The sequence below is a fragment of the Cobetia sp. L2A1 genome, assembly GCF_009796845.1.
GTDB lineage: Bacteria > Pseudomonadota > Gammaproteobacteria > Pseudomonadales > Halomonadaceae > Cobetia.
In genome coordinates this window covers 4,058,047-4,082,083 of record NZ_CP047025.1, presented here as the reverse complement: position 1 = coordinate 4,082,083, position 24,037 = coordinate 4,058,047, and the positions used below count along the sequence as shown (strand labels likewise).

The 24,037-nt window shown below is 57.8% G+C and carries 22 protein-coding genes; 19 read left to right on the top strand and 3 right to left on the bottom strand.

Annotated features, from left to right (window positions below):
• Positions 1-105 precede the first annotated feature (105 nt).
• The 13 genes from GQR90_RS17350 (at position 106) to rluF (ending at position 13,105) form a co-directional block, all read left to right on the top strand.
• Positions 106-510 (top strand): ATP synthase subunit I, encoded by a 405-nt coding sequence (locus GQR90_RS17350; RefSeq protein WP_158775161.1) that lies wholly within the window; start codon positions 106-108, stop codon positions 508-510.
• 9 nt (positions 511-519) lie between these two features.
• Positions 520-1,383: a F0F1 ATP synthase subunit A gene (atpB, locus tag GQR90_RS17345; protein WP_158775160.1), complete on the top strand. Its 864-nt coding sequence runs from the start codon at positions 520-522 to the stop codon at positions 1,381-1,383.
• Positions 1,384-1,484: 101 nt separating this feature from the next.
• Complete coding sequence (gene atpE / locus GQR90_RS17340; RefSeq protein WP_011508579.1) at positions 1,485-1,733, top strand: F0F1 ATP synthase subunit C; 249 nt, start codon at positions 1,485-1,487, stop codon at positions 1,731-1,733.
• A 64-nt stretch (positions 1,734-1,797) separates the two neighbouring features.
• The gene (locus tag GQR90_RS17335) at positions 1,798-2,268 is read left to right on the top strand and encodes a F0F1 ATP synthase subunit B (RefSeq protein WP_024951967.1); all 471 of its coding nucleotides are present in this window, start codon (positions 1,798-1,800) and stop codon (positions 2,266-2,268) included.
• 13 nt (positions 2,269-2,281) lie between these two features.
• Positions 2,282-2,824 carry a F0F1 ATP synthase subunit delta gene (locus GQR90_RS17330; RefSeq protein ID WP_024951966.1) on the top strand — a complete coding sequence of 181 codons (543 nt, stop codon included), beginning with the start codon at positions 2,282-2,284 and terminating at the stop codon, positions 2,822-2,824.
• 16 nt (positions 2,825-2,840) lie between these two features.
• Entirely contained in the window at positions 2,841-4,385 is a 1,545-nt protein-coding gene (gene atpA / locus GQR90_RS17325; protein WP_158775159.1) for a F0F1 ATP synthase subunit alpha, read from the top strand.
• Between the two features lie 70 nt (positions 4,386-4,455).
• A complete protein-coding gene (gene atpG / locus GQR90_RS17320; protein WP_024951964.1) occupies positions 4,456-5,322 on the top strand; it encodes a F0F1 ATP synthase subunit gamma in 867 nt (288 codons plus the stop codon).
• A gap of 56 nt (positions 5,323-5,378) precedes the next feature.
• Positions 5,379-6,752, top strand: a complete 1,374-nt coding sequence (atpD, locus tag GQR90_RS17315; protein ID WP_024951963.1) for a F0F1 ATP synthase subunit beta — start codon at positions 5,379-5,381, stop codon at positions 6,750-6,752.
• A gap of 29 nt (positions 6,753-6,781) precedes the next feature.
• Positions 6,782-7,207, top strand: a complete 426-nt coding sequence (locus GQR90_RS17310) for a F0F1 ATP synthase subunit epsilon (protein ID WP_024951962.1) — start codon at positions 6,782-6,784, stop codon at positions 7,205-7,207.
• A gap of 294 nt (positions 7,208-7,501) precedes the next feature.
• Positions 7,502-8,872 (top strand): bifunctional UDP-N-acetylglucosamine diphosphorylase/glucosamine-1-phosphate N-acetyltransferase GlmU, encoded by a 1,371-nt coding sequence (gene glmU, locus GQR90_RS17305; protein WP_158775158.1) that lies wholly within the window; start codon positions 7,502-7,504, stop codon positions 8,870-8,872.
• 186 nt (positions 8,873-9,058) lie between these two features.
• Positions 9,059-9,838 carry a DeoR/GlpR family DNA-binding transcription regulator gene (locus tag GQR90_RS17300; protein WP_158775157.1) on the top strand — a complete coding sequence of 260 codons (780 nt, stop codon included), beginning with the start codon at positions 9,059-9,061 and terminating at the stop codon, positions 9,836-9,838.
• An 11-nt stretch (positions 9,839-9,849) separates the two neighbouring features.
• Entirely contained in the window at positions 9,850-11,697 is a 1,848-nt protein-coding gene (gene glmS, locus GQR90_RS17295; protein ID WP_158775156.1) for a glutamine--fructose-6-phosphate transaminase (isomerizing), read from the top strand.
• 181 nt (positions 11,698-11,878) lie between these two features.
• The gene (gene rluF, locus GQR90_RS17290) at positions 11,879-13,105 is read left to right on the top strand and encodes a 23S rRNA pseudouridine(2604) synthase RluF (protein ID WP_158775155.1); all 1,227 of its coding nucleotides are present in this window, start codon (positions 11,879-11,881) and stop codon (positions 13,103-13,105) included.
• On the opposite strand, the gene GQR90_RS17285 is transcribed toward rluF, so the two are convergent.
• Entirely contained in the window at positions 13,102-13,833 is a 732-nt protein-coding gene (locus GQR90_RS17285) for a YitT family protein (protein ID WP_158775154.1), read from the bottom strand. The two genes, rluF and GQR90_RS17285, sit on opposite strands and share 4 nt — an antisense overlap.
• Before the next feature lie 270 nt (positions 13,834-14,103).
• On the opposite strand from GQR90_RS17285, the gene GQR90_RS17280 reads away from it, so the two are divergent.
• Both GQR90_RS17280 and GQR90_RS17275 read left to right on the top strand, forming a co-directional pair.
• Positions 14,104-15,012, top strand: a complete 909-nt coding sequence (locus GQR90_RS17280) for a DUF72 domain-containing protein (protein ID WP_158775153.1) — start codon at positions 14,104-14,106, stop codon at positions 15,010-15,012.
• A 381-nt stretch (positions 15,013-15,393) separates the two neighbouring features.
• Complete coding sequence (locus GQR90_RS17275; RefSeq protein ID WP_158775152.1) at positions 15,394-16,761, top strand: sodium-dependent transporter; 1,368 nt, start codon at positions 15,394-15,396, stop codon at positions 16,759-16,761.
• A 394-nt stretch (positions 16,762-17,155) separates the two neighbouring features.
• Here the strand turns inward: GQR90_RS17275 and GQR90_RS17270 are convergent, their stop codons facing one another.
• The gene (locus GQR90_RS17270) at positions 17,156-17,380 is read right to left on the bottom strand and encodes a PA3496 family putative envelope integrity protein (protein WP_158775151.1); all 225 of its coding nucleotides are present in this window, start codon (positions 17,378-17,380) and stop codon (positions 17,156-17,158) included.
• A gap of 166 nt (positions 17,381-17,546) precedes the next feature.
• Between GQR90_RS17270 and hexR the strand changes: the two genes are divergently transcribed.
• The 3 genes from hexR to GQR90_RS17255 all read left to right on the top strand — a co-directional run bounded on the left by hexR (position 17,547) and on the right by GQR90_RS17255 (position 22,045).
• Positions 17,547-18,413 (top strand): transcriptional regulator HexR, encoded by an 867-nt coding sequence (hexR, locus tag GQR90_RS17265; RefSeq protein WP_158775150.1) that lies wholly within the window; start codon positions 17,547-17,549, stop codon positions 18,411-18,413.
• Between the two features lie 137 nt (positions 18,414-18,550).
• On the top strand, positions 18,551-20,773 hold the full coding sequence (uvrD, locus tag GQR90_RS17260) for a DNA helicase II (RefSeq protein ID WP_158775149.1): 2,223 nt from the start codon (positions 18,551-18,553) through the stop codon (positions 20,771-20,773).
• A 168-nt stretch (positions 20,774-20,941) separates the two neighbouring features.
• Positions 20,942-22,045: a TRAP transporter substrate-binding protein gene (locus GQR90_RS17255; RefSeq protein WP_158775148.1), complete on the top strand. Its 1,104-nt coding sequence runs from the start codon at positions 20,942-20,944 to the stop codon at positions 22,043-22,045.
• Positions 22,046-22,121: 76 nt separating this feature from the next.
• On the opposite strand, the gene GQR90_RS17250 is transcribed toward GQR90_RS17255, so the two are convergent.
• The gene (locus GQR90_RS17250; protein WP_158775147.1) at positions 22,122-22,574 is read right to left on the bottom strand and encodes an acyl-CoA thioesterase; all 453 of its coding nucleotides are present in this window, start codon (positions 22,572-22,574) and stop codon (positions 22,122-22,124) included.
• A 468-nt stretch (positions 22,575-23,042) separates the two neighbouring features.
• On the opposite strand from GQR90_RS17250, the gene GQR90_RS17245 reads away from it, so the two are divergent.
• The gene (locus GQR90_RS17245; RefSeq protein WP_233266359.1) at positions 23,043-23,969 is read left to right on the top strand and encodes a PstS family phosphate ABC transporter substrate-binding protein; all 927 of its coding nucleotides are present in this window, start codon (positions 23,043-23,045) and stop codon (positions 23,967-23,969) included.
• Positions 23,970-24,037: the final 68 nt, after the last annotated feature.

Sequence of the window (24,037 nt, the reverse complement as noted above, 5' to 3'; positions counted from 1 at the left end):
GCCGTGCGGCGCTCCCCTATAATCCGGCGAGTTTGCTCCTTGGCTACGAGAAGCGTAGTCATCAGGAATGGCGCTTGCCATCACCGCGCGATACACAGGTCCAAGATGCACAAGACGACGCCCGCTGCACTACGACGCCCTCAGGTTGCACGACTTCTTTGGGGCCAGGCGTTGGTGATCGTGATTGCCATGGTATTGGCGGGGCTAACGAAGGGGAGTGGTGCAGCTATCTCTGCCCTGTGTGGTGGACTGGTCTGCTTGCTGCCCAATCTATTTTTCGCCTGGCGTTCGCTCCGTGTCACTGGTGCACGTTACGCTCAGGCAATGGTCAAGGCCTTCTATCAGGCTGAGGCCGGAAAGTTCGGTTTGACGGCCGTATTGTTTGCGTTTTTCTTCATCGCAGTGCCGCCTTCAAACCCCGCTTTATTTTTTTGCGCTTACGTGGCGGCAATGGCAGTTCACTGGCTGGGACCTTGGCTGGTGAAGCGAACACCGTACACACGAACCTGAGGCAGAGTCATGGCAGGCAATAACCCGAGCTCCTCCGAATACATTCGGCACCACCTGCAGAATCTAACGTTCGGTAATCATCCGGAGCACGGATGGTCGATGGCCCATAACGCACAAGAAGCGTCCGATATGGGCTTCTGGGCAATCCACCTGGATACCATGGGCTGGTCCATCGGTCTGGGTCTGATCTTCCTGTTCGTGTTCCGCAAAGTAGCCAAGACCGCGACCACAGGTGTGCCCAGTGGTCTGCAGAATTTCGTTGAGCTGATGGTCGAATTCGTTGATCAGTCGGTACGTGAGACCTTCCATGGTCGCTCCCGCCTGATTGCACCGCTATCACTGACGATCTTCTGCTGGATCTTCCTGATGAACGTGATGGATTTGATCCCCGTCGACTGGCTGCCGGGCGTTGCCGCCAAGGTAGGCGAGATGTTCGGTGCAGATCCGGCTCACGTGTTCTTCAAGGTGGTGCCGTCGACGGACATCAATGCCACGCTTGGCATGTCACTGTCCGTGTTCGCGCTGATCATCTTCTATTCCATTCGCGTCAAGGGCCTCAAGGGCTTCGTGGCCGAGCTGACCTTGCATCCATTCAATACCCCGAACAAGCTGGCGCAGATTGCCCTGATTCCGGTCAACTTCCTGCTCGAGTTCGTGACGCTGATCGCCAAGCCGATCTCTCTGGCACTGCGTCTGTTCGGTAACATGTATGCAGGCGAGCTGATCTTCATTCTGATCTCGCTGGTCGGTATCTGGCAGCTGCCGCTACACTTCCCGTGGGCAGTCTTCCATATCCTGGTCATCACCCTGCAGGCCTTCATCTTCATGATGCTGACCATCGTGTATCTGAGCATGGCTAGCGAAGATCACTGATGTTATTCGCCCCACGCCTTGACGGGCGTGGGGCAAGATTTCCGAGCTCTGCTCACACCCTCAACCCTTGACTTAAACTTGACTAAAACTGGAGTTCCACAATGGAAGCACAAGTTCTTGGCATGACCGCTATCGCCGTCTCCCTGCTGATCGGCCTGGGTGCCCTGGGCACCGCCATCGGTTTCGGTATCCTCGGTGGCAAGTTCCTGGAAGGCGCCGCGCGCCAGCCGGAAATGATCCCGCAGCTGCAGGTCAAGATGTTCATCGTCGCTGGTCTGCTGGATGCCGTGACCATGATCGGTGTTGGTATCGCGCTGTTCTTCACCTTCGCCAACCCGTTTGTCGGTTAAACCTCGGCTGGCCAAAGGCCGACCGTGATTTTGACCCAACAATCGTGAAGCGAGAGGTGCTGGCGTGAATCTGAACTTAACCCTGATTGGTCAGGCCATCGCCTTTGCGGTCTTCGTTTTCTTCTGCATGAAGTATGTTTGGCCGCCGGTCACACAGGCTCTGGCAGAACGTCAGAAGAAGATTGCAGATGGTCTGGATGCTGCCAGCCGTGCTACCCGTGACCTCGAACTGGCGCAGGAAAAAGCCAGCGAGACACTACGGGAAAGCAAGGATGAAGCAGCACGCATCATTGAACAGACCCACAAGCGCTCCAACCAGATGATCGAGGAAGCGCGTGAAAATGCACGTGCTGAAGGCGAGCGTATGGTTGCGCAGGCTCGTGCTGAAATCACCCAGGAAATCAATCAGGCCAAGGACGAGCTCCGTGGTCAGGTTGCGTCTCTGGCAGTGATTGGCGCAGAGCGCATCCTGGAATCCTCCATTGACGAAGCCAAGCATCGCGAGCTGATTGACAAGCTCGCCGCTGAGCTCTGAGGAGTCTGATTCCATGGCTGAAACGTCTACCTCCACTGCAGCTCGCCCGTACGCCAAGGCGGCGTTCGAGTTTGCACGCGACCAGCAGGCGCTAGAGGTTTGGTCCGGAATGTTGTCGACAGCGGCACTTGTCGCTGTCGACGCAAACGTCAAGGCAGTGCTCGATAATCCGAAGCTCCCTACCGAGCACCGGATCGATATCTTCCTGGACGTCTGTGGCGACGCGCTGGATGACAGCGCACGCAATTTCATCCGGACTCTCGGCGAGCAGGACCGTCTATCGGCCCTGCCGTCCGTGGCCGAATTGTTCGAGGCTCAGAAGGCCGAGCAGGAAAAGCGTGTCGAGGTGACCCTGGTGTCAGCCTTTGCACTTGAGAGTGAGCAAGAAGAAAAGCTCGCTGCTGCCCTGCAAAAGCGTCTGAATCGCGACATCTCCATTACCACTCAGGTGGATAGTACGCTGCTCGGCGGCGTCATCATCCGCGCTGGAGATACTGTCATTGACGGCTCCATTCGCGGCAAGCTGGCGCGGCTTTCTGAAGCACTGAACTCCTGAGTCCGAGGGACATGGCATGCAGCAACTGAATCCTTCCGAGATCAGCGACATCATCAAGCAGCGTATCGAAAAGCTTGACGTCGCATCCGAAGCCCGTAATCAGGGCACCATCGTCAGCGTTTCCGACGGCATCGTACAGATCCACGGCCTCGCAGACGTCATGTTCGGTGAGATGATCGAATTCCCGGGTGGCGTCTTTGGTATGGCGCTTAACCTGAACCGCGACAATGTCGGTGCTGTCGTTCTGGGTGATTACCTGCAACTTGAAGAAGGCATGACCGTGCAGTGCACCGGTCGCATTCTTGAAGTGCCGGTAGGCCCGGAACTCATCGGCCGTGTGGTCGATGCACTGGGTAATCCGATTGACGGCAAAGGCCCGATTGACGCCAAGCTGACCGACGCGGTTGAAAAGGTTGCACCGGGCGTCATCGCTCGTGAACCTGTCGATCAGCCGGTACAGACGGGCCTCAAGTCCATCGATGCCATGGTGCCGATCGGCCGTGGTCAGCGCGAGCTGATCATCGGTGACCGTCAGATTGGTAAATCTGCCATCGCGATTGATGCCATCATCAATCAGAAGGGCAAGGGTGTTACCTGCGTCTACGTCGCTATCGGCCAGAAGCAGTCCACCATTGCCAACGTGGTGCGCAAGCTGGAAGAACACGGCGCGATGGAACACACCATCATCGTGGCTGCCGGTGCATCTGATCCGGCCGCGATGCTGTTCCTGGCACCGTATTCCGGTTGCACCATGGGCGAGTACTTCCGTGACCGTGGTGAAGACGCGATGATCGTCTATGACGATCTGACCAAGCAAGCATGGGCGTATCGTCAGATCTCCCTGCTGCTCAAGCGTCCGCCGGGCCGTGAAGCCTATCCGGGTGACGTCTTCTATCTCCACTCCCGTCTGCTTGAGCGTTCTGCACGCGTCAACGCCGATTACGTCGAACAGTTCACCAAGGGTGAAGTGAAAGGCAAGACCGGCTCACTGACTGCACTGCCGATCATCGAGACGCAGGGTGGCGACGTGTCTGCGTTCGTTCCGACCAACGTGATTTCCATCACCGATGGTCAGATCTTCCTCGAGACCAGCCTGTTCAACTCCGGTATTCGTCCGTCCATCAACGCGGGTCTGTCTGTTTCCCGTGTCGGTGGTGCTGCGCAGACCAAGATCATCAAGAAGTTGGGTGGTGGTGTTCGTCTGGCACTCGCTCAGTATCGTGAGCTGGCTGCCTTCTCGCAGTTCGCTTCTGATCTGGATGAAGCGACTCGCAAGCAGCTCGAGCATGGTCAGCGCGTTACCGAGCTGATGAAGCAGAAGCAGTACTCTCCGATGTCCGTGGCCGATATGGCGATCTCGCTGTTCGCGGCCAACGAAGGCTATCTGAACGACGTTGACGTCGCCAAGGTGCTGGACTTCGAGAAGGCGCTGCTGGACTTCATGCGCTCAGAGCACGCGGATCTTCTGGACAAGATCAATCAGTCCGGCGGCTACGATGATGAGATCAAGAATGGTCTCAAGGCTGGCGTCGAGAAGTTCAAGGCGACCCAGAGCTGGTAAGTGGCATGGCCCGGTGCAACCACCGGGCTCTGTCGTTTCCCTTCGGGTGGCATGAATAGGGCAGATCGCTATGGCAGCTGCAAAAGAGATTCGCTCCCAGATCGGGAGCATCAAAAATACGCAAAAGATTACCAGCGCCATGGAAATGGTGGCTGCATCCAAGATGCGTAAAGCGCAGGATCGCATGGCGGCCAGCCAGCCTTATGCTCATCAGATCCGCAAGGTTGTAGGACACATCGCTCGGGCTAACCCCGAATATCGCCATCCGTATCTGATGGAACGCGATGTGAAGCGTGTCGGTTATATCGTGGTCTCCAGTGATCGCGGCCTGTGTGGTGGCTTGAACGCTAACTTGTTCAAAGCCGTCACCAAGCATGCGAAGAGCTGGCGCGACCAGGGTGTCGAGGTGGACTTCTGTGCCCTCGGCTCCAAGGCCGGTACCTTCTTCCGCAACTACGGTGGCAACCTGCTTGCCGCCAAATCCGGCCTCGGAGATGCTCCGGGCGCCCAGGATCTGATTGGTAGCGTCAAGGCCATGCTGGACGCTTTCGACGAGGGCAGCCTCGACCGTCTGTACGTGGTGTTCAATGAGTTCGTCAACACCATGACGCAGAAGCCGGTCGTCCGTCAGCTGCTTCCTCTCGAAGCTGATCAGAACGACGAAGAAACCGGTCCTACCACATGGGACTACCTGTATGAGCCGGATGCCGTCTCGTTGCTCGACAAGCTGCTCAAACGCTATGTCGAGGCCCAGGTCTATCAGGCCGTGGTCGAGAACATCGCCTGCGAACAAGCAGCGCGAATGATCGCAATGAAGAGTGCTACCGATAATGCCGGCGACCTGATCGACGACCTTCAGCTGGTCTATAACAAGGCCCGCCAGGCAGCGATCACTCAGGAAATCTCCGAGATCGTATCCGGTGCCGCTGCAGTCTGATGACAGCGTGGCAACAGGCAAGCAGGTTTCAATCGCAGGTTTAAGAGGAACCAGGAATGAGCGGACGTATCGTACAAATCATCGGCGCGGTGATTGACGTCGAGTTTCCGCGGGACGCAGTGCCCAAGGTCTACGAAGCCCTGAACGTCGCCGATAGTGAGACCGTGCTTGAAGTCCAGCAACAGCTGGGTGATGGCGTGGTGCGTACTATCGCAATGGGTTCGACCGAAGGTCTCAAGCGCAGTCTCGCAGTTGAGAGCACCGGTGCTCCGATCACCGTGCCGGTCGGCACGGCGACTCTGGGTCGCATCATGAACGTGCTGGGTCAGCCGATCGACGAAGCCGGTGACGTGGGTGCTGAAGAGCACATGCCGATCCACCGCGCAGCCCCGAGCTTCGCGGAACAGGCAGCCTCTAACGAGCTGCTGGAAACCGGCATCAAGGTCATCGATCTGGTCTGCCCGTTCGCCAAGGGCGGCAAGGTCGGCCTGTTTGGCGGCGCTGGTGTGGGCAAGACCGTCAACATGATGGAGCTGATCCGCAACATCGCCACCGAGCACAGCGGTTATTCCGTGTTCGCGGGTGTTGGCGAGCGTACTCGTGAAGGTAACGATTTCTATCACGAGATGAAGGAATCGAACGTTCTCGACAAGGTCGCATTGGTCTATGGTCAGATGAACGAGCCGCCGGGTAACCGTCTGCGCGTTGCACTGACTGGTCTGACCATCGCCGAGAAGTTCCGTGACGAAGGTCGCGACGTACTGCTGTTCGTCGACAACATCTATCGTTACACCCTGGCGGGGACCGAAGTGTCCGCACTGTTGGGTCGTATGCCGTCTGCGGTAGGGTATCAGCCGACTCTGGCCGAAGAGATGGGTGTCCTTCAGGAACGCATCACTTCTACCAAGACTGGCTCGATCACTTCCGTACAGGCCGTTTACGTCCCTGCGGATGACTTGACCGATCCGTCTCCGGCGACCACCTTCTCGCACCTTGACGCGACCGTCGTACTGTCTCGTCAGATTGCCGAGCTGGGTATCTATCCGGCCGTTGATCCGCTCGACTCCACCTCTCGTCAGCTCGACCCGTTGGTCGTTGGCGAGGAGCACTACAACACCGCCCGTAATGTTCAGGGTGTGTTGCAGCGCTACAAGGAGCTGAAAGACATCATCGCCATCCTCGGGATGGACGAGCTGTCTGACGAAGACAAGCAGAGCGTGGCACGTGCGCGTAAGATCCAGCGCTTCCTGTCTCAGCCGTTCTTCGTGGCGGAAATCTTCACCGGCGCACCGGGCAAGTACGTGTCTCTCAAGGACACCATCCGCGGCTTCCAGGGTATCCTGGACGGCGAATATGACGAACTGCCGGAGCAGGCGTTCTACATGGTCGGCACCATCGATGAAGCTGTCGAGAAAGCCAAGGGCATGTAATTTCCCTGTTCAGGCATGAGGAAACAGGTATGGCTATGAGCGTCCATTGCGACATCGTCAGCGCCGAGAAAGGCATCTTTTCCGGCCTGGTCGAGCGTCTCGTGGCTGCCGGCAGTGAAGGTGATCTTGGCATCATGCCAGGTCATGCTCCACTGCTGACTGTGCTGCTCCCCGGTCCGGTGCGTATCCAGCGCCAGGGCGGGGCTGAGGAAATCTATTACGTCAGTGGTGGATTCCTTGAAGTGCAGCCGAACCTCGTTTCAGTCCTCGCCGACACAGCGGTACGTGCCGACGACCTGGATGAGGCGGCAGCCCAGGAAGCCAAGGATCAGGCCTTGCAGGCCATGAATAACCAGGCTTCCGAACTGGAATACTCACGTGCCACGGCCGAATTGGCCGAAGCGATGGCTCAGCTGCGCACCGTGCGGCAGCTGCGTGATCGCTACAAGCGCTGAGGTTCACTGGGCCAGCATGGTCAGTGACATGAAAAAGGCGACCTTCGGGTCGCCTTTTTTTATGCCTGTCCGCGCGCAGAAAAGTGCTGATAAATCCAGTTTGTGTGTATATCAGTGATCTGATTCTTTGGGATTACACGTCCTCCTGGCACGTGATCTGGAGACAAGGGTCTGTCTTGGGCGACATCGGCGTGGGTAAACCTCGCCACTGGCAGGTAATCCATCAGCTGCTATGATGGCGCCAGTTTTCAGCGGCTTCAGGTATGAAGCGCCCATTTCTACAGGAGTTGAATGATGAGCACCGCAGACCGTACCGATGTTGTCATCCTTGCCGCTGGCCAGGGTACCCGCATGCGTTCCAGGTTGCCGAAGGTACTGCACCCACTGGCCGGCAAGGCCATGGTGCGGCATGTGGCAGATACTGCTGCCGGATTGCAGGGTGCGCGTCTGAATGTGGTCATTGGTCATGGTGGTGAGCGTGTCCAGCAGCAACTGGCTGAGACAGGTGCCAGCTTTGCGGTTCAGTCAGAACAGAAGGGGACTGGCCATGCCGTCGCACAGGCGCTTGACGCCATCGGTGACGGCAAGGTGTTGATCCTTTACGGCGATGTACCGCTGATTCGTCGCGAGACGCTTGAGGCGCTGCTGGCCGAGGTCAGTGAGCAGACACTGGGACTGCTGACGGTGATTCTGGATGATCCGACGGGTTACGGACGTATCGTGCGTGATACTCAAGGTCGTGTCAGCGCCATCGTCGAGCACAAGGATGCCACGCCGGAGCAGTTGGCGATTCAGGAAGGCAACACCGGTATTCTCGCCACGACCGGTTCCCAGCTCAAGCGCTGGCTACCGGCACTGTCTGCTGATAATGCGCAGGGTGAGTACTATCTGACCGATATCATCGCCATGGCAGCAGGCGAAGGTGTCACCATTGCCACTGCACAGCCGGCCGCGGTCGAAGAAGTGCAGGGCGTGAACAATCGTCTGCAATTGGCTGGGCTTGAGCGTGCGTTCCAGCGCCGTGAAGCAGATCGTCTGATGACTGAAGGCGCAAGCCTCGCAGATCCGTCACGTATCGATGTACGCGGTGAGCTAAGCATCGGTACCGACATCAGCATTGATGTGGGCTGCGTGTTTGAAGGCAAGGTCAGCATCGGTGACGACGTGGTCATCGGTGCCCACTGCGTGATCAGCAATGCCAGCATTGGCGCAGGCACGCATATCGCACCGCACAGCGTCATTGATGGTGCCGTGCTGGAAGGTGACAACAATGTCGGGCCGTTTGCGCGCCTGCGTCCGGGAACCAAGCTTGCGCGTGGTGCGCGCATCGGTAACTTCGTCGAGACCAAGAATGCTCAGGTGGGCGTGAATGCCAAGATCAATCACCTGAGCTACATCGGCGATGCCACACTCGGCGAAGCTGTCAATGTCGGTGCTGGCACCATCACCTGTAACTATGATGGCGCCAACAAGTTCCGCACTGAAATTGGTGCCAATGCCTTCATCGGTTCCAACTCTGCGTTGGTGGCACCGCTCAAGATCGGCGCGGGCGCGACAGTAGGTGCTGGGTCGACGTTGAGCCGTGACGTTGCAGATGGCGCGCTGAGCGTGGCGCGTGGCAAGCGTGTCGATAAGCCACAATGGCCACGCCCGACGAAGAAGTAAGTGGCGAGAAGTAGCTGTTAGGCATCGTGTGATAACGCGTGCATGAGGCAGATACGACGGGGGATACCGAGAGGTGTCCCCCGTCGTGCATCCAGAGTATGGATCTCATCATGCCATGTTGTCTTTCGCTTGATGTTTCGTTTTATCTCTTTTATCTTTCGTTTCGAAACTTCATGGGAGTCCCCGATGTCAAAGCGACTGACACCACAACGGCGTCACCAGATCCTCGATCAGTTGGCGCGTGATGGTGAAGTCAGTGTCGAGGCGCTGGCGAGGGAGCTTGCCACTTCGGAGGTCACCATCCGCAAGGACCTGGCCTTTCTCGAGAAAAGCGGTTTATTGCTGCGTCGCTATGGTGGTGCCGTAGCCATGCCACGTGAGTTGCTGGTACATGACGAGCCGGTGAGTGCCGCCAAACAGGCCATCGCTCGGTTGGCGGCCAGTCGCATTCGCGCCCATCAGCGCATCATCATCGACAGCGGCACGACCACTGTGGTGTTGATTCCCGAGCTCAAGGGTCGTGATGACCTGATCGTGATGACCAACTCGCTGAGCGTTGCCAATGCCATCCGCGAGTTGGAGAACGAGCCGGTATTGCTGATGACGGGCGGTACCTGGGATCCACATTCCGACTCCTTCCAGGGTCAGGTGGCGGAGCAGGTACTGCGCAGCTATGACTTTGATCAGGTCTTTCTTGGCGCGGACGGACTGGATGTCGAGCGTGGCACTACCACCTTCAATGAGCTGATCGGCCTGTCACGCGTGATGGCCGAGGTGTCGCGCGAAGTGGTGGTGATGGCGGAATCCCACAAGCTGGGCCGCCGCATTCCCAATCTGGAGCTGGGTTGGTCCAGCGTCAGTACCCTGATTACCGATGACGCGCTGCCCAGTGCCGCGCGTGACCAAATTCGTGCCCATGGCGTCGAGGTACTTGTTGCCCCTCTGCCTGCGCACACCCCAGCATAAGGAGATTGCTCATGTGTGGAATCGTAGGCGCTGTCGCCAGTCGTAACGTTCAGAACATCCTGCTTGAGGGGCTGCATCGCCTCGAATATCGCGGCTATGACAGCGCGGGCATGGCAGTGCTCTCGGAAGAAGGGCGTCTGAACCGCGTTCGTGCACTGGGCAAGGTCGGTGCGCTGGAAGCGCGTCTGGGTGATTCGCCGCTCAAGGGTCGCGTGGGTATTGCTCACACGCGCTGGGCCACACATGGTGCCCCGACGGAAGCCAACGCTCACCCGCATCAGTCAGGTGACAGCCTGGCCGTGGTGCATAACGGCATCATCGAGAATTACGAAACCCTCAAGCGTGAGCTGCAAGGTCAGGGCTATGTCTTCACCTCCGAGACTGACACTGAAGTCGTCGCTCATCTGTTGGCGCGCGAATACACCCTGAGTCAGGACCTGCTGACTGCAGTGCAGAAATCCGTTGCACTGTTGGATGGCGCCTTCGCACTGGGTGTCATTCATCGCGCTCAGCCAGATGTACTGATCGGGGCACGCCAAGGCAGCCCACTCGTTATCGGTGTCGGTATCGATGAGCACTTCCTGGCCTCTGATCAACTGGCACTGCTACAGGTTACCGATCGCTTCATCTATCTCAAGGAAGGTGATCTGGTCCGCATGACAGCCGAGAAGATCGAGATCTTTGAACAGGGCGAGCGCCTGATCACCTCGAGCAATGAGCGTCCGGTGCAGATCTTCGAGCATGCACAGGATGCTGCTTCCAAGGGCGAGTATCGCCACTTCATGCTCAAGGAAATCCATGAGCAACCCCGTGCGCTGGCCGCAACGCTTGAAGGTCGATTGAATGGCGACCACGTACTGGTGCGTAGTTTCGGAAACCAGGCAGAGACGCTATTCAGTCAGGTCAAGCAGGTGCAGATCGTTGCCTGTGGTACCAGCTACCATGCCGGCATGGTGGCGCGTTACTGGATCGAGCGTCTGGCAGGGATTCCGGCAGCGGTCGAGGTCGCTTCTGAATTCCGTTATCGTCCGGTTGTCGTGGCCGACGGCACGCTGTTCGTGACGCTCTCCCAGTCCGGCGAAACGGCTGATACGCTATCTGCACTGCGCTATGCGCAGTCGCTGGGGGGCATTCTTGGTAGCTTGGCCATCTGCAACGTACCGGGCAGCTCACTGGTGCGTGAGTCGGACCTCAGTCTGATGACCATGGCCGGCCCGGAAATCGGTGTTGCCTCTACCAAGGCCTTCACCACCCAGCTGATTGGCCTGATGTTGCTGACACTGGCACTGCGTCGCGCACATGGAGGTGATGACGCAGGTGAAGCCGAAGTCGTACGTGATCTGCGCGAGCTGCCGAGCCTGTTCACCAAGGCACTGGCCATGGACAGCGAGATCGAACATCTCTCCGAGGCGTTTGCCGACAAGCACAATGCCCTGTTCCTCGGTCGCGGCACCCAGTTCCCGATCGCACTGGAAGGCGCGCTCAAGCTCAAGGAAATCTCCTATATCCACGCCGAGGCGTATCCGGCGGGCGAGCTGAAGCATGGCCCGCTGGCGCTGGTGGATGCTGACATGCCAGTCGTGGCGGTCGCGCCTAATGATGAGCTGATTGAGAAGCTCAAGTCGAACCTGCAGGAAGTCCGCGCACGTGGCGGTGAACTGTTTGTCTTCGCCGACGAAAACATCAGCCTGGAAGAGAGTGACGGCGTGCGGGTGCTACGCATGCCGCATGTCAGCGAACTGCTGGCCCCGATCCTCTACACCTTGCCGCTCCAGCTACTGTCTTATCATGTGGCTATACTCAAGGGCACAGACGTCGATCAGCCGCGTAATCTGGCCAAGAGCGTCACGGTCGAGTAAGTCGATCGACCAGGCTCACGGAACAGTACCTCAGTGGGTACATTCCGAATCGGCGAGGTGACAAACCTTGTCCACCAGACGGCAGCCTCAGGGCTGCCGTTTTTGGTATCCTGTGTGCCTGCCTCCTTATTCCCTTCCGTCCGCTGCGCGTTCATCGCCCGGCGCACGCACGTGACTTGCCATGACTGATCGTGACGCATCGCTTACCCGCCTCAACAAGTTCATCAGTGAAACGGGCTTCTGCTCGCGTCGCGAGGCTGACCGTTATATCGCCGATGGGCGAGTAACCATCAATGGTGTCGTCCCCGAGATGGGCACCAAGGTGTCACCGGGTGATGAGGTGCTGGTCAATGGCAAGCCACTGAGAGCCAAGCAGGAAGCCGTCTACCTGGCCTTCAACAAGCCAGTGGGTATCACCTGTACGACCGAGCGTCATGTTGAAGGCAATATCATCGATTATATCGGTCATCCCAAGCGTATCTTTCCGATTGGGCGTCTGGACAAGCCCTCTGATGGCTTGATTTTCTTGACCAGTGACGGCGACATCGTCAACAAGATCCTGCGCGCCGGAAATGCTCATGAGAAGGAATACATCGTCAGGGTTGATCGTCCCATCAACACTGACTTTCTCAAGCGCATGGCGGCGGGTGTGCCAATTCTGGATACCGTCACCTTGCCGTGTCGCATTGAGCAGATATCGACCTATGTATTTCGCATCACGCTGACCCAGGGGCTCAATCGTCAGATTCGACGCATGTGCGAAGCGCTGGGCTATGAGGTCTTCAAGCTCAAGCGCGTCCGCATCATGAACATCAGTCTGGAAGGGCTTGGCATCGGTCAATGGCGTTATCTGACTCAACGCGAGATGTCGGACATCCAGCAGATGATTGAAGGCTCCAGTGGTACTGAAGAAGCCTCACGCTTCGAGGCTGCTCCGCCGCCCACCCAGCGTGCGGTCGCAGCGCGTCAACAGCGCGCTGCACAGGATACCGACCCTGATCGACGCGGGGCGCCTCAGCGTGCCGAGGGCAAGAGCACCGGCAGCCGAAATGCCAGTCGCAAGCAGGCGGGCAGTAGAGAGCAGGGCAGTAGAGAGCAGAGAAGCAGAGAGACGAGTCGCAAGGACGGCGCGGGTCACAATACAAGTGAAAAGCGCAGCGGCGGTCGCGAAGAGACCTTGGCCAGTAGTCTCAAGCCACGTACTCGCAGCAATGCCACGGGCAGCGGGAATGATCGAGGCAGTGCAGGAAAGTCCTCCATCAACAAGAGCACCAAGCCCGGGAATTCCGGCAGCAAGGCCTCGGGTAACGGCAAGACGGCAGCCAACAGAGGGGCCCCTCAGCGAAACACCTCAGGCAAGGGGCCTTCGAACAATGGCGGCAATGGTGGAGGTCGTGGGCGGCGTTAAAGAACCGTCTGTACGTTGGCCTTGTCGTAGGCAGAGGCAGTGCTCTGGGTAGCATCGTTCTGGGTAGTATCAGTTTGACTGACGATTTTCGTCGTCTGCGGTGTCCGGCGGTGATAACGGCCGAGCACGAAGGACAGCGTGGCAAAAGCCAGAGTCGAGCCAACCACTTGTGGCCAAGGGTAGACCAGTGCCGCGAGCGCAATCAGCAGCAGATCAAAGCTGAACGTGGTGCGTCCGGCGTGAATGCCGTAGCGGCGTTCCAGATGGAGCGACAGAATGTTCAGGCCGCCCAGTGAGGCATTCTCGCGAAATAGCAGTGTCACGCCGAGGCCGATCAAGAGCCCTGCGGCGATGGCGGCTACCGGTAGGCTCACATTGCCCAGTGGCAGACTGCTGGCCAGTAGATCAGAGAGTACGGACAGCAATGTCACGCAGCCCAGCGTGCGTAGAGTGAAGTTCAATCCCAGCTGCTTCCACGCCAGCCAGTAGAAGGGCAGGTTGATCAGGAAGAACAGGCTACCGAAGCTCAGAGATGTGAGATCAGCCCCTAGCAGTGATATCCCTGCGGTACCGCTGACCAACAGACCTCCGGCCTGCAGCAGGCGAACGCCAAGGGCGACGAGCAAGCAGCCCTCGAAGAGGGTGATCAGGCTACGTAGCGTGATGGCATTGGCCGCCCATGAGCATCCACTGTTGGCACGCAGAATAAGACGTTGAAAAGCTGTCATGACAGGCTCCGGGGTAAGGGCAGTCAATGGAGATGTCTCCCGGCTTGGCTTGTGGCTAGCAGGAAGGGGGGCCAAGGCGGTGGATGTTCCGCCTGTTGGCACTACGCATGGCATCAAGCCTCAGCTGTTGCCATGATGACGTCATGCAGGAAGCGGACCATAGCATGAGGAAGTGACAGTTATTATTGTGCTTACGTCGCTTTGGTAGCAGAAATATCTGCTACGTAATCAGCAGTTATCGAGTCATATCCATTGGGAATCCAGCTCAAGATGCACCCTCAGTGCGCAGCATCATCGTCCAATGCACCGCTAGCAGACACTCCCCCGGGTGAGTTGCACCTTGGCCTTGCCATGTGGGCCAATGATGATTGGCGAGGCAGTCTGCTGCCGGCCAGTGGACCGCGTGAGCATCTGGCGGACTACGCGCAGGTGTTTGATTGCGTCGAGGGCAATACCAGTTTCTATGCCCAGCCGACGGTAGAGGCCGTCGCCAGCTGGGCACGTCAGGCGCCTACGGGATTTCGTTTCTGTTTCAAGCTGCCAGGACGTCTGACCCACGAGTTGCGCATGGTCGGTATCGAGGATGAGCTTGCGGCATTTCTTGAGCGCATCGCGCCTCTGAAAGCTCAGTTGGGCCCTATCATGATTCAGCTGCCACGCGATCTGGGCGCCGAAGTATTGCCGCTTCTGGAGCAATTCTTCCTGCATGTACGCGGCGAAGGACTTGCGTGGGCCGTCGAGCCTCGCGCCCCGGCATTCTTCGCCAAGGGTGAGGCTGAACGGCAGTTGAATCGATTGTTGATAACTCATGGCGCTGATCGCGTCATGCTGGATGTGCGACCACTCTTCAGTGGTCCGACTACCGCGCATCCTGGCCTGGCCATCGCGCGCTCTGAAAAGCCACACCGCCCGTTACATGTGTTCTCGAGTGCCCATCAGCCCATCATCCGTTTTATTGGTCACTATGATGAGGCAACGAATATCGCCTTGTTTTCTCCCTGGATTGAACGGCTTTTCTTGTGGATAAATCAGGGGAAAAGCCCCTTTCTGTTTATACATACTCCTGACAATAAAGCGGCCCCTGCGCTGGCTCGTCTGCTCGCCAACCAGGTATATGCTCGCCTTGATCGGCCGGCAATAGGTGAGTTCCCTGGGGAATGTCAGGGCAGCCTGTTCTGATCTATCGCGCTCAAGACGTCTATCTGCAGTGATTCACCCCCAGTATATAATTTCTCCGTGAGGCGATGGTCTGATGGTGGCTTGCTGGCAGATAGAGGGCCAATCAAGTAACTTTAGCTACATGTCGCTGCTACCACGGCGATATTTACCGGAAATGAGCACAGTGTCTGTTCCGGCGTGCCTATCGGCATCAATTTGCCTGCCTTCCATGACCTATCCGGCCATCGGGGGGAGGTAGATGCATCACAGCAGTGATCCTGCGACGCCATCTTGTCTGCAAGCGGATGATCCGTCCGAATACGCGGCAAGATGCAACAAGCACAACAAGATGCCGACTGTCCTATCAACGACAGGCATCCTCGCGACGAATCAGGGATTCACATGTCATCCAAACCGCATACCCACGCACAGTGGTCTTCCCGTCTGGCCTTTACCCTGGCCGCTGTCGGGTCTTCCGTTGGCCTTGGCAATATCTGGAAATTCCCCTACATGACCGGCGAGAGCGGCGGTGGCGCTTTCGTGCTCGTCTATCTGGTCTGTATTCTGCTGATCGGTCTGCCGATCTTGATGTCTGAATGGCTATTGGGCCGTCTGGGTCAGAAGAACCCTATCTCGACCATGAGCAACATCAGTGCGCGCCTCAAGCGCAGCCCTGCCTGGGTGTTGATCGGGGTGGCCGGTGTCCTGGGCGCCTATTTGATCCTGTCCTTCTATAGCGTGATCGGGGGCTGGGCGCTGGCCTTCATCGCCGATGCGGCAACCGGCAGCTTCGAGAGCCTGACCGCAGACACGGCCGGTAGCCTGTTTGGTGGGCTACTCAGTAATCCGGCCACTCTTTTGGCTTGGCACAGTGCCTTCATGCTGATGGTCATTCTGGTCGTCGCGGGCGGGGTTGCTGGAGGGCTTGAACGTGCTGCCAAGATTCTGATGCCACTGCTGGCGGTCATGCTGATCATGCTGGTCGGCTACGCGGCCACCACGGATGGTTTCGCTGAAGCGGCTGCCTGGCTGTTGACGCCGGACTTCTCCAAGCTCGACAAGGATGGCGTGCTGGCGGCGATGGGACATGCCTTCTTCACCCTGTCACTGGGCATGGGCATCATGATGGCGTACGGCTCTTACCTCTCCGATGACGTCAATATCGGCCGCACCGCATTGATTGTGGTAGTGCTGGATACCGTGATCGCGTTGTTGGCAGGTTTGGCCATCTTCCCGGTAGTGTTCTCCAATGGACTCGATGCTGCCGCTGGCCCGGGCCTGATCTTCCAGACGCTGCCACTGGCCTTCGGTCAAATGCCGGGCGGCGAAGTGTTTGGCGTGATGTTCTTCGTGTTGCTGGTGTTCGCTGCCTGGACCTCCGGCATCTCACTGCTGGAGCCCATCGTCGAATGGCTGGAAGAGAAGACGCCGATGTCACGTGTCGTCTCTGCCTGGGTGGCAGGTATCGCGACCTGGCTGTTAGGTATTGCCACTATCCTGTCCTTCAATGTGTGGAGCGACGTGGCACCGCTGGGCATGTTCGGCAAGTTCGAAGGCATGACGGTATTCGACCTGCTCGACTATGCGACCAGTAAATTGATGCTACCGCTGACGGGACTGGCAACCATTGTCTTCGTGGGCTGGTTCATGGGCCGTGATGAAGTTCGCAGTCAGCTCAACATGAGCGACTCTGCCTTTTCATTGTGGAGTTTTGTTGCCCGCTATATCGCCCCGGTTGGTGTGGTCGTAGTGTTCGCTTCCAGCCTGTAAGAAAGGAAGAGAGTTTTGAGAGGTTATTGCCTGACGACTGAACGATTTATGTCGTAATATCTTCTCGATAAGTGTCATCACCGAGGCTCGCCAATTTGGCGGGCCTCGCGTGTTTTTGATTATTATTATCAGTCGATAGAGGTAGGTATTTCATTGCGTGGTGATGCAACAGAAAGAAGCATGATTCTGAATGATCGTGCAGGTGTTGCACTGCAATAGCGCAATGAGTGTCATGAAAGGCAAGTGCCAAGTATTGGGAAAAATAACAGGAGAAGATTGGCGTACCGCGCTGTGGCGCCGATGCCGAGTGCATGGTTGATCTGTCCACTCAAGAGAGGGTAGACGGAAGGCAGAGCAGTAACGGCGGGAAGCGAATCGCATTCCCGCCAGAAACTCAGTGGGTGTCGATGTCGCTTGCGGTATCCATTTCCAGCACTTCGATGTCGCTTAAATCCTTGCTTAGGCGCTTGATTTCGTTGTGCATTTCAATTCCACGACGTGCGCGGAGGTGGCGGACTTCGCTTTGTTTTTTTCGGGCCTGATGTTCATCGGCACCCAAGGTCATGAAAATATCGAGAAGCTCTTTCTTGAGCGTATCTACTTGCTCTGAACTACGCATGATTCGACCTCCATGGTATCCAAAGGATGTGGGCTTTCACTGGCGCCACACCGTTTTACTATAGCGCACTTGACAAAATTGTGACTACAGCCCGCCTGCGATGGCGACACCCCCTAAAGGATGACGTAAGCTCAGGCATGCCCATGAAGTCTGCAAGGAGTGTGCCGTGAGTCATGCCATCTTCGACGACCTGAGAAGCCGGATGGAAAATTTCCGTCGCTCAGAACAGAAGGTCGCCCGCTATGTTCTCCGTAATCCGGAGGAAGTGATTCACATGCGGATTGTGGATCTGGCCAGTGAGTCATCTGTCAGTGAGCCGACCGTCGTACGCTTCTGTCGAGCGATGGGGTTTGCCGGATTCCAGGACTTCAAGCTTCAATTGGCCCAGCGTCTGGCGACGGGCACCCAGTTTGCCCAGTTCTCGATGAACGATTCCGACAGCGTGGCGGAGTTCTCCCATGCGTTGTTCGACTCCACCATCGGGACTCTGCTGTCAGTACGTGACCGTCTGGATGCCGAGGCCGTTGCCCGCGCGATCCACTCACTGGCGTCTGCCAGCCGTGTCGAGTTTTATGGTTATGGCGCTTCTGGCGCGGTGGCACATGATGCCCAGCACAAGTTCTTCCGCCTGCAGATTTCTACCGCAGCCTATACCGACCCGCACATGCAGAACATGTCGGCGGTGACGCTGGGGCCGCGTGATGTTGTCGTTGCCATCTCCCAGACAGGGCGCACCAAGGCACTGATCGCGAGTGTCAGATTGGCGCGCGATGCTGGCGCCACGGTGATTGGCCTGTGTCCGAGCGGCTCGCCGCTGGCAGAAGAGGTCACGCTGCCGCTGCATATTGATGTGCACGAAGACACCGAGATATACACGCCGATGAGCTCGCGTATTGCACATCTGGTCATCGTCGATACATTGGCAGTCGGCGTTGCCAAGACGCGTGGTCCCAAGCTCAAGGAGCAGCTTGAAGCCGTCAAGAAGAGCTTGGCGACACTGCGCTTGGATGAGCACGGTTTCGACGCTCATTGATCGCAATGACTGCGATGGAAGGCTGCTGGAGAGGGGAGAGTGACAGCGCAGCCATGTGATAAGGTGGATGCCTGAACAGGGGCGGCGATAGACGGGCTGCTCCGATCTCCGACCCTCTGCCCTGTGGTGAGCCCTGCATGTCTGAATCGCCCCTTCTTGACCATCTCAACACGCATCAGCGCGAGGCTGTGTCCGCGCCGCCTGGCAATATGCTGGTGCTGGCCGGGGCCGGTTCCGGCAAGACCCGTGTGCTGGTTCATCGCATCGCCTGGTTGATGGACCAGTATCAGATGTCGCCCTACGCCATCCTGTCGGTGACCTTCACCAACAAGGCGTCCCGCGAGATGCGCACGCGGCTTGAGGCGCTCAACGGCGCCAGTCTGCGTCATATGTGGGTCGGCACCTTTCACTCCATCAGTCATCGTCTACTGCGCACGCATTGGCAGGAGGCGCGCCTGCCTGAACACTTCCAGATCATCGACAGCGATGACCAGCTACGCATGGTCAAACGCCTGCTCAAGCAGCACAACGTCGATGACGAACGCTGGCCGCCCAAGCAAGTTCAGTATTTCATCTCCGGCTGCAAGGAAGAGGGGCTACGTGCCCATCAGGTGCAGACCCATGGCGATGCCTACATGGGCAAGATGGTCGAGATGTATGAGCTCTACCAGCTGGCCTGTGAACGTGGTGGGTTGGTGGACTTCGGTGAGCTGCTGCTGCGCTCGCTTGAGCTGTTGCGTGACACGCCGCACCTGCTGAACCACTACCGCGAACGCTTCGGCCACATCCTGGTCGATGAGTTTCAGGACACCAACACATTGCAGTATGCGTGGCTGAAACTGTTGGCCGGCAATCGTGAGTGCATGACGGTGGTGGGTGATGATGACCAGTCGATCTATGGCTGGCGGGGCGCGCGGGTCGAGAATATCCAACGCTTCACCGACGAATTCGCCAATACGCGTGTAGTGCGTCTGGAGCAGAACTATCGCTCGACCAGCGCCATCCTCGAAGCCGCCAACGCCCTGATCAGCAACAACGGCGGGCGGATGGGCAAGAATCTGTGGACCGACAGCGGGCGCGGCGAGCGCATCCGTATCTATGCCGGCTTCAATGACATCGATGAATCACGCTTCATCGCCGACACCATTCGTGAACTGGTCAACGAGCATGGCTACAGCCGTGATGATGTGGCCATCCTCTATCGCTCCAACGCCCAGTCACGAGTGCTGGAGGAAACGCTGATCCGTCAGGGCATGCCGTATCGCATCTATGGCGGCCAGCGCTTCTATGAACGCCTCGAAATCAAGAACGCACTGGCTTACCTGCGTCTGATGAACAACCGTGAAGATGATGCGGCGCTGGAGCGTGTGATCAACGTACCGGCGCGCGGTATCGGCATGCGGACAGTCGAGCAACTGCGCGAGCGTGCCCGCTTCGGTAACCTGACCATGTGGCAGGCGATGGGTGATGCTGTCGCTGATGGTGCGCTCAAGGGCCGCGCTGCGACGGCCGTGCGCGCCTTCAGTGATCTCATTGATGGCCTTGATAATGATACCGCTGGCATGGCGCTGCATGAGTTGGTCGAGCATGTCATTCATGTCTCGGCACTACGCGAGCACCATGCTGCTGAAAAAGGCGAAAAGGCGCAGGCGCGTCTCGAGAACCTGGCCGAGCTGGTCAATGCTTGCCGTGCCTTCGGTCAGGGTGAGCGGATGGACCCGAATGCCGTCAGTGAAGGTGCCGAGGCACTGGAGCCCTTCCTTGCGGAAGCCGCGCTGGATGCCGGTGATCATGAGGCTGCTGAAGGCGAAGAGTGCGTACAGATGATGACACTGCACTCTGCCAAGGGGCTCGAGTTCCCGGTGGTCTTCGTGGCAGGGGTCGAGGAAGGTCTCTTCCCGCACAAGATGTCACTGGAAGAGCCGGGCCGTCTCGAGGAAGAGCGTCGCCTATGTTATGTCGGCGTCACCCGTGCCATGCAGCGCCTCTATCTCACCTATGCCGAGCTGCGCCGCATGCACGGCAAAGAGACCTTCCAGCGTCCCTCGCGCTTCCTGCGCGAGCTACCGGAGGAGTTGCTGGAAGAGGTGCGCCTGCGCGGCCAGATCTCGCGCCCGGTCTCGACGCAACGTGCGACCCCGAATCGTCGCCCGTCCGGCCCGCGTCAGGAGAGTGTCGAGGCCAGCGATGGCATGCCTGCGTTGTCACTGGGTAGCATGGTGCGTCATCCGCTGTTTGGTGAGGGTGTCGTGATCAATGCCGAAGGACAGGGGGAACGCGCTCGTGTGCAGATCAGTTTCGAAGGTGAGGGTGACAAGTGGCTAGTACTTGGTTTTGCCAAACTTGAAGTGCTGAGTTGAAGATATGGCATGAAAAAGGGGCAAGCTAAAGCATCGGACTACGGCCTTGGTGCAGTTGTGGGCGATACATTGGCAGCGGCATAGTGGAGGTAGACGCCCTACTTTCAGATTGTGCCATTCGTATCGCCCAGTAACTCGCAAACCAATAACTCGAACAAGGACTGTGCCATGCAACGCCGTCGTTTTCTTACCGCTCTCGGTGCGGGGGCTGCTGGTATCGCCGCTGCGCCCTTTGTCTCCACCGCGCACGCCGCCGAGACCATTCACTGGAAGATGGTGACTTCCTGGCCGAAGAATTTCCCTGCGTTGGGCACGGGAGCCAATGAATTCGCGGAATTGATAGGCACGCTCTCCGGTGGCCGTCTGCAGGTCAAGGTCTACGGTGCCGGTGAGATGGTACCGGCCATGGAAGTCTTTGATGCGGTATCTTCCGGCACGGCCCAGATGGGACATTCGGCATCCTATTACTGGAAGGGCAAGATTCCTGCTGCCCAGTTCTTCACGGCAGTGCCTTTTGGCATGAATACCACCGAGACCAATGCCTGGCTGTATTACGGCGACGGCATGGCGCTGTGGGATGAAATCTATGCGCGTCACAATCTCAAGCCGCTGGCCGTCGGCAATACCGGTACGCAGATGGCGGGCTGGTTCAACAAGGAAGTGAAGAGCCTGGCCGACATGAAAGGGCTCAAGATTCGCTTGCCCGGGCTTGCCGGTGAGGTGATGAATCGTATCGGTGCCAGTACGCTGACGTTGCCGGGCAGCGAGATCTTCACGGCAATGGAAACCGGCGTGATTGATGCGGCGGATTGGGTTGGCCCCTACAATGACTTGGCCTTTGGCCTGCATCAGGTCGCCAAGTACTACTACTCACCGGCCTGGAATGAGCCTTCGGCAATTCTGGAAGGCACGGTCAACATGGAGGCGTGGCAGGCGCTGCCGGAAGATCTCCAACAGGTCGTGATTCAGGCGGCCAAGATTGCCAATCATGCCATGGTCGACGAGTTCGCATTGCGCAACGCCACTGCCCTGACGTCATTGGTCGAGGAGCACGGTGTGCAACTGCGCGAATTCCCCGAGGATGTCTATACCGCGCTGTACGAGGCTTCCAACGAGGTGTTGGACGAATTCGTCGCGAAAGATGCCGATGCCAAGCGGGTATATGATTCCTACCGCGCCTTCCAGCAACGGGTCGCACCCTGGACCAGAACTGGCGAGCGCGCCTATCTTGATGGTCGTGCACGCGTATTGAGTGAAGACGCGACGTCTTGAGTTTTTTCTGAGCAGACTGATAACGTAAAAGGCCGCCCCGAATCCGGAGCGGCCTTTTGTCTTCTGGCGTTATCCCTCATTCCACTGGGGGAAGAGAGGATGACAGGAGTGATGGCTGTTCTACAGGCGCGGTGGGAACGGCACGAATGCGGCCATTATCGTCGAGCGCCACCATCACGTAACAGGCCTCGGTCACCTTGGTCAGAGCGCGATGATTGCGCTCCTGCGGGGGGCGAATCCAGACCTCGACGGACAGCCGGATAGAACTACGACCCACCTCCGCGATGTTGGTGAATACGTTCACTACCGAGCCAACACGAACGGGAGACAGGAAGTCGAGTCCTTCCACGGCTACGGTGGCTGTTCGGCCATTGGCGACTCGACCGGCCGCCAGTTCACAGGCCTCGTCCATGCGGTGCATCAACCAGCCACCACTGATATCACCATAGAGATTGGTATCATGGCGTTGAGCAATCAACTTGAGCGTCAGGGCCCCATTGGGCGTTGGGACGTCATCCAAAGCTTGCATGATGTGACTCGCTATCTTGTTGTTATGAAAATTATCGTGATGGCTGCAAGGGTGATAATACTTACGATGATGGCACTTGTACCACGGGCATGACATGTTCAAGCAGGCACTTGGCGTAGTGAACTATCAGGCCACAGGGTCAGCATCATTCCTTGTATCCTACTCCCCCTGACGAAGGACTGTCAGGCCGCTTTCTTGCGATGCAGCATGGTGTCATAGGTACTCAACGTAACAATGGCGGATACTTGATTGATACGTCAGACATCAGCGAGTAGTTGATGTTCGCCCACGTGATCATTACGTCCTGAAGTCACTCTGTACTCTTCATTATCCAGGCTGGGGATAGCTATGGTCATGTCATCAGTAGGTCGTCCGCTGCAGTGTCTTTTGCGCTTCCTGTCCTCGGCACATTCTTCTTTGAGGACGGCGGCCCTGCTTTGCGCAGGCCTCGCAATGACCGTGGTAGCGATGAGCTCAGCTTCTGCCGCGACCGCTATCCCGGAATATCGCCCTGTAGCAGGCGTGGTAGGCAATTTGACGGCTGTCGGCTCTGATACCCTGTCTGCGCTGGTCACACGTTGGGCATCACAGCTGCACCGCTATCATCCCGGTGTGCGGGTGCAGTTGCAGGCAGCAGGGTCTTCGACGGCACCGCCGGCACTGGTGGCCGGCACTACCCGTATTGGCCTGATGTCGCGTCCCATGCGTGAGCAGGAGCGGATGGAGTTCGAGCACAAGTATGGCTATCCGCCGCTGGGTATTCCGGTCGCACTGGATGCGATGGGTATCGTGGTGCATCGCGATAACCCGTTGGAGAAAATCAGCTTGCATCAGTTGGATGCTATTTTCTCCGCTACGCATTCCTGTGGCAGCAAGGCGTTTCTTGAGTGGGGAGACCTGGGGCTGACCGGGCGGTGGGCGGCGCGGCAGATCAGTCTCTACGGACGTAGCGCCACCTCTGGCACCTATGGTGCCTTCCGACGGATTGCGCTTTGTGGCGGCGATTTCCGACTTGATGTCAGCGAACAGCCAGGATGGGCTTCCATCATTCAGGCAGTCGGTGCCACACCCAGCGGGATAGGCTACGCCAGCTTCAGCACGGCTTCGCCGATGGTCAAGCAGCTGCCGGTCAGCACGGATGAGTACCCGTCAGCTGTCTCGCCTAGTCGTGCGAGCATTCGCGATGGTCGCTATCCGCTCACGCGCGCACTGTATATCTATGTCAATCGCGTTCCGGGTAAGCCATTGCCCACGCTTGAACAGGCCTTCCTGTCGCTGATCATGTCGCGTCAGGGACAGCAATCCATCTTGCGTGAAGGATACGTGCCACTCCCGGAAGCTCAGCTGAATCACTGGCGTACGCAGCTGGGGCTGGATAGCGTACCCGCGAGCTGAGATGGTCATGTCACCTGTTTGTCATCCTACGGACATAATCTTGATGAATTCCTTGCTCTCCGCCTGGT